The organism is Phaeobacter sp. HF9A (assembly GCF_011806385.1).
Taxonomy (GTDB): Bacteria; Pseudomonadota; Alphaproteobacteria; order Rhodobacterales; family Rhodobacteraceae; genus Epibacterium.
The window spans coordinates 1-4,747 of the sequence record NZ_JAATOX010000191.1; the positions used below are offsets into that span (position 1 = coordinate 1).

Here is a 4,747-nt window from a genome sequence, read left to right on the forward strand (position 1 = left end):
CGCCCTGCGGGCGCGCCACCGCGCTCGGCCCAACAAAACAAGGGCCCGACAGGGCATGCGGTTTTGGCGGGAGAGCCTGCGTCCCACACCGTCGTCCCTTGCGGATATTCAGATGGCTGCGAGGCCGCTAGCTGCGCGGGGGGCGGGATTTATAGACCGGAAGGTGCCAGCCAAAGGCCAGCGAGCCCGCCCGCATTCCCCAGGTGACGATTGCGCAGCCCAGCAGCGCGGTTGCGACCGAAAAGCCAAGCCCGGCCAACAGGATCGCCACGATCCCGCCTGCCATGGCGCAGGAGACATAGAGCTCTCCCTGTTTCAGCACCAATGGCACCTCATTGCAGACCACATCCCGCATCAAGCCGCCAAGCGCCCCTGTCGCCATCCCCATCAATACCACAATAACCGGCCCGTGCCCCAGCTCCATCGCGGCGCCGGTGCCCGCAGGCACCGCAATGGCCAGGGCAAAACTGTCCAGCCAGATCACCCATCGCAGGCGGCTCTCCACCAGATGCGCGGTGAAGAACACAACCACCGCGACGCCAGAGGCCAAAAGGACCGGCATCGGATCGCCCATCCAGAACACCGGGTTTCGATCCAGCAACACGTCGCGCAGGGTGCCGCCGCCCACCGCCGTCAGGCAGGCGATGAAGGCAAAGCCCACGATATCCAGCTGTGCGCGGCTCGCCACCATGGCGCCGGAGGCGGCAAAAACGATAACAGAGGCGTAATCAAGCAACGTCAGGATGGTCATGCATCCGCCTCCTTGCAGCAGGTTGCGCGGGGCCGTAGCGCTTCAGCCGCCCTTCTTGAACGGTGCCATGCCGGCGCGGGCCAGCTCGTCTGCGCGTTCGTTTTCGGGATGGCCCGCGTGGCCCTTGACCCATTCCCAGGTCACCTCGTGGCGGGCCTGCGCCGCATCCAGCCGCTGCCAGAGCTCGACATTCTTCACCGGCTTCTTGGCGGCCGTTTTCCAGCCGTTTTTCTTCCAGCCGAAAATCCAGCCGGTGACGCCGTTCTTCACATAGGCGGAATCGGTCACCACGGTGATCCTGGAGGGCCGCGCGAGGCTCTCCAGCGCATGAATCGCGGCCAGAAGCTCCATCCGGTTGTTGGTGGTCTCTTTCTCGCCGCCGCTCAGCTCGCGCTCCTTGACGACGGTGTCGCCGTCCATGGCACGCAAGAGGGCGCCCCAGCCGCCGGGGCCAGGATTACCGGAGCAGGCTCCGTCGGTATAAGCAAATAAATCAGGCATGGGCGGTCACTACGACAAAGCTCTCCTCTGCACCAGCCAATCCTTTGCCATCTCCAAATCGTGTGTGCAGGACGGTGAACCCCAGCACCCCAAGGATATCCTGGAGCTCCTCCGTGCGGTAATAGGAATAGAACCGGCCCAGCTCATCGCGCCCTTCGCCCTCGCCAAGCTTCATGCCGAGGGTGAAACGCCCGCCCGGTTTCAATGCCCGGCGCAGGCGCAGCAGATGGGTGGGGAAATCATCGCGCGGCACATGCAGCAGGCTGAAAAACGCCCAGATCCCGTCAAACATGGCCTCAACCGCGATATCCTCAAAGTCGGCCACGCTGACCTCAATGCCATAGGTGGCCTGCGCATAGGCGGCCATCTCCGGCGAGGCATCAACGGCGGCCACCCGATAACCGTCATCACGCAGCCGCGCCGCCCAGTGACCGGGGCCGCAGCCCAGATCCAGCACGGTGCCACCCTCGGGCAGCCCCGCGACAAAAGCCGCATAATCCGGCTCGTGGAAGGTGTCCTTGGCGCGGGCAAAGCCCTTGGCGTAATCCTCTGCCGCCTTTGCATAGGCCTCCATGGTCTCGGGGTCACTCATCTCAGGGCTCCTTGCTGTTGCGGGTTTTTACGCACGTTCCATCGCCAGCCGCAGCGCCAGGGCGGCAAAGAGTGCCGCAAAGCTGCGGTTGAGCCAGGCCAGAACCCGCTCGGAGCCCAGAATAAACCGCCGCGCCTCGGCGGCAAACAGCCCGTAGAGCACAAAAACCGCGAAGGTCAGCCCCATAAAGACCGCACCCAGCAGCAACATGTCCTGCGTCACCCGCGCGGCCTCTCCCGACAAAAAGGGCGGCAACAGCGCCAGGAAGAAGATCGACAGCTTCGGGTTCAGAATATTGATCAGGGCGCCGCGCCAGGCGATCCTGACCCCGCTTTGGGCCTCGGGTCGGGCGGCGGTCACCGACAGGCTGCCCTCGGATTTCAGCATCTGCCAGGCGAGATACAACAGATAGAGCACGCCCGCGATCTTCACCGCCTGAAACAACAGCGCCGAGGAATGCAAGACCGCCGCCAGCCCGAGCGTCGCGGCGACCAGATGGGGCACAATCCCAAAGGTGCAGCCCAGGGCCGCCCAGACCGCAGCGCGGCGACCGCGCCCCAGACCAAGCGCCAGCGTATAGATGACCCCGGTTCCGGGCGCGAGGACCACAACAAAGGCGGTGATCAGAAATTGCAGCGAAATCAACGGGGCGGCTCCTCAATACAGGCCCGCATGACCGGGCAGGGACAATTCTAAATCTGCCAGAAGCCTAGCCCGCCATGGCAAAGTTACAAGCCCCCTCGCAGAGGAGCCAAGCCCGGCTTCAGGCGCCGCTGTCAGCCCGCGTGCCGCAGCACCCGAGGCACCTTGAATTCCACCTTCTCCACGGCGGTCTCCACCATCTCCACCGTCACCGCAAAGCGCGCGCGAAAGGCGTCGATGACCTCATTGACCAAAAGCTCCGGCGCCGAGGCCCCCGCGGTGATCGCCACGGTCCTGATGCCCTCCAGCGCGCGCCAGTCGATGTTTTCGGCCCGCTGCACCAGCTGCGCATAGTCACAACCGTTCTTGGCGCCCACTTCGACCAGGCGACGGGAGTTTGATGAATTCGGCGCCCCCACCACCAAGAGCGCGTCGGCCTTTGGCGCCACCGCTTTCACGGCCTCCTGGCGATTGGTGGTGGCATAGCAGATGTCTTCCTTATGCGGGCCGACAATGGCCGGAAAACGCGCCTGAAGCGCGGCAACGATATCCTTGGTGTCATCCACCGACAGGGTGGTCTGGGTGACAAAGGCCAGCCGCGCCGGGTCGCGCACCTCGACATGTGCTACATCCTCGACCGTCTCCACCAACAGCACTTCACCATCCGGCAACTGCCCCATGGTGCCGACGGTCTCGGGGTGGCCCTTGTGGCCGATCATGATCATCTGCAACCCGGCCTCCGCATGGCGCTGGGCCTCGATATGCACCTTGGAAACCAGCGGGCAGGTGGCATCCACATAGATCATCTGCCTCGCCTGGGCGGCCTCGGGTACCGATTTGGGCACCCCATGTGCCGAAAAAATCACCGGCCGGTCATCCGGGCAATCCTCCAGCTCCTCGACAAAGATCGCCCCCTTGTCGCGCAGCCCGTCCACGACAAATTTATTGTGCACGATCTCATGGCGCACATAGACAGGCGCGCCCCATTTCTCCAGCGCCATCTCCACGATCTTGATGGCGCGATCCACGCCGGCGCAAAAACCGCGCGGCGCGGCCAGATAAAGGGTCAGGGCAGGTTTGGCAGCGGTTTCGGTCATCATGATCTCGGCCTGTTGGGTCCGCCCCAGAGCTAAGCCCTGTTGCCCAAAAGGTCCAGAGCAGCGGCAAATCCTATCACCGCTCTTCATCTTTTCATAAATATCCCGGAGCGCGAGGCAGAGCCTCGCACCAGCCCACAAAAAAACACCCGGCGGTTGGGACGCCGGGTGTTCTTGTTTTGGAGTGGTGGTGGTGTGGTGGCTCAGCTGTCGGCCGCAACCGTGCGGGGCTCGCTGGGCATTTCGCGCGGCGGCCGTCCGATCACATCGCGCAGCTCTTCCAGCTCGATGAAATTGTCGGCCTGGCGGCGCAGCTCGTCAGAGATCATCGGCGGCTGGCTGCGAATCGTGGAGACCACGGAGACCCGGACCCCTTGGCGTTGCAGGCTGGCGATCAGCGGGCGGAAGTCCCCATCGCCGGAAAACAGCACGATGTGATCCACACGCGGCGCCAGCTCCATGGCATCGACCGCAAGCTCGATGTCCATATTGCCCTTTACCTTGCGTCGGCCCATGCTGTCGGTGTATTCCTTGGCCGGCTTGGTGACCATGGAAAACCCGTTGTAATGCAGCCAGTCAACCAGCGGGCGGATCGGCGAATATTCGTCGTTTTCCAGCAGCGCCGTATAGTAGAAAGCCCGAACCAGCTTGCCGCGCCGCATAAATTCCTGGCGCAGAAGCTTGTAGTCGATGTCAAATCCCAATGCCTTTGCAGCGGCATATAAATTCGAGCCATCTATGAACAGCGCGAGCCGTTCGTCCTTGTAAAACATAAAATGTGTCCTTCTGGTGTCGCGCGAGCGAATTCCGTGAGTGTGTAAAAAATCTCCGATCGCGCGGGTGGACTTAATTTAATGTATTTGGCACGTCCCGCAAGTCTATGGTCTTAGCGAATTGGGGTCAAAAATGACCGAAATCCGGTCAATCTGTCTTGTGGCACTCGGAAGCAACCTTGAAAACGACGGTATAACACCGCTCGCCACCCTGCAATCGTGCTTGGCGGAGTTTCGCGCAGAGGCGCTGACGCTTTGTGCGGTCTCCCGTTTTTTCAGCACGCCCTGCTTTCCGGCCGGGGCCGGACCGGATTATGTGAACGCCGCCGTCATGGTGAAAACCAGCCTCTCTCCGGCAGAGGTCCTGGCGGCGCTGCACCGGATCGAAGCG

At 62.7% G+C, this 4,747-nt stretch carries 7 protein-coding genes; 1 reads left to right on the top strand and 6 read right to left on the bottom strand.

Features of this window, described 5'->3' with window-relative positions:
- Window positions 1-127 precede the first annotated feature (127 nt).
- The 6 genes from HCZ87_RS19765 to HCZ87_RS19790 form a co-directional block, all read right to left on the bottom strand.
- The gene (locus tag HCZ87_RS19765) at window positions 128-751 is read right to left on the bottom strand and encodes a trimeric intracellular cation channel family protein (protein ID WP_167646681.1); all 624 of its coding nucleotides are present in this window, start codon (window positions 749-751) and stop codon (window positions 128-130) included.
- 42 nt (window positions 752-793) lie between these two features.
- Complete coding sequence (rnhA, locus tag HCZ87_RS19770; protein ID WP_167646684.1) at window positions 794-1,252, bottom strand: ribonuclease HI; 459 nt, start codon at window positions 1,250-1,252, stop codon at window positions 794-796.
- Window positions 1,245-1,844, bottom strand: coding sequence for a trans-aconitate 2-methyltransferase (locus HCZ87_RS19775; RefSeq protein ID WP_167646686.1), 600 nt, complete (start codon window positions 1,842-1,844; stop codon window positions 1,245-1,247). The genes rnhA and HCZ87_RS19775 overlap by 8 nt, the downstream gene beginning before the upstream one ends.
- Before the next feature lie 27 nt (window positions 1,845-1,871).
- Window positions 1,872-2,489, bottom strand: a complete 618-nt coding sequence (locus tag HCZ87_RS19780) for a LysE family translocator (RefSeq protein WP_167646688.1) — start codon at window positions 2,487-2,489, stop codon at window positions 1,872-1,874.
- A gap of 131 nt (window positions 2,490-2,620) precedes the next feature.
- The gene (gene ispH, locus HCZ87_RS19785) at window positions 2,621-3,583 is read right to left on the bottom strand and encodes a 4-hydroxy-3-methylbut-2-enyl diphosphate reductase (RefSeq protein ID WP_167646694.1); all 963 of its coding nucleotides are present in this window, start codon (window positions 3,581-3,583) and stop codon (window positions 2,621-2,623) included.
- 203 nt (window positions 3,584-3,786) lie between these two features.
- On the bottom strand, window positions 3,787-4,356 hold the full coding sequence (locus tag HCZ87_RS19790) for an NYN domain-containing protein (protein WP_167646690.1): 570 nt from the start codon (window positions 4,354-4,356) through the stop codon (window positions 3,787-3,789).
- A 133-nt stretch (window positions 4,357-4,489) separates the two neighbouring features.
- Here HCZ87_RS19790 and HCZ87_RS19795 point away from each other — a divergent pair.
- On the top strand, window positions 4,490-4,747 hold a 258-nt coding region (locus HCZ87_RS19795), incomplete at its 3' end, for a 2-amino-4-hydroxy-6-hydroxymethyldihydropteridine diphosphokinase (protein ID WP_167646692.1).

Bases quoted from the DNA above. Each gene is read 5' to 3' on its own strand.
- HCZ87_RS19765 (WP_167646681.1), bottom strand. From the start codon at position 751: ATGACCATCCTGACGTTGCTTGATTACGCCTCTGTTATCGTTTTTGCC.
- rnhA (WP_167646684.1), bottom strand. From the start codon at position 1,252: ATGCCTGATTTATTTGCTTATACCGACGGAGCCTGCTCCGGTAATCCT.
- HCZ87_RS19775 (WP_167646686.1), bottom strand. From the start codon at position 1,844: ATGAGTGACCCCGAGACCATGGAGGCCTATGCAAAGGCGGCAGAGGAT.
- ispH (WP_167646694.1), bottom strand. From the start codon at position 3,583: ATGACCGAAACCGCTGCCAAACCTGCCCTGACCCTTTATCTGGCCGCG.
- HCZ87_RS19790 (WP_167646690.1), bottom strand. From the start codon at position 4,356: ATGTTTTACAAGGACGAACGGCTCGCGCTGTTCATAGATGGCTCGAAT.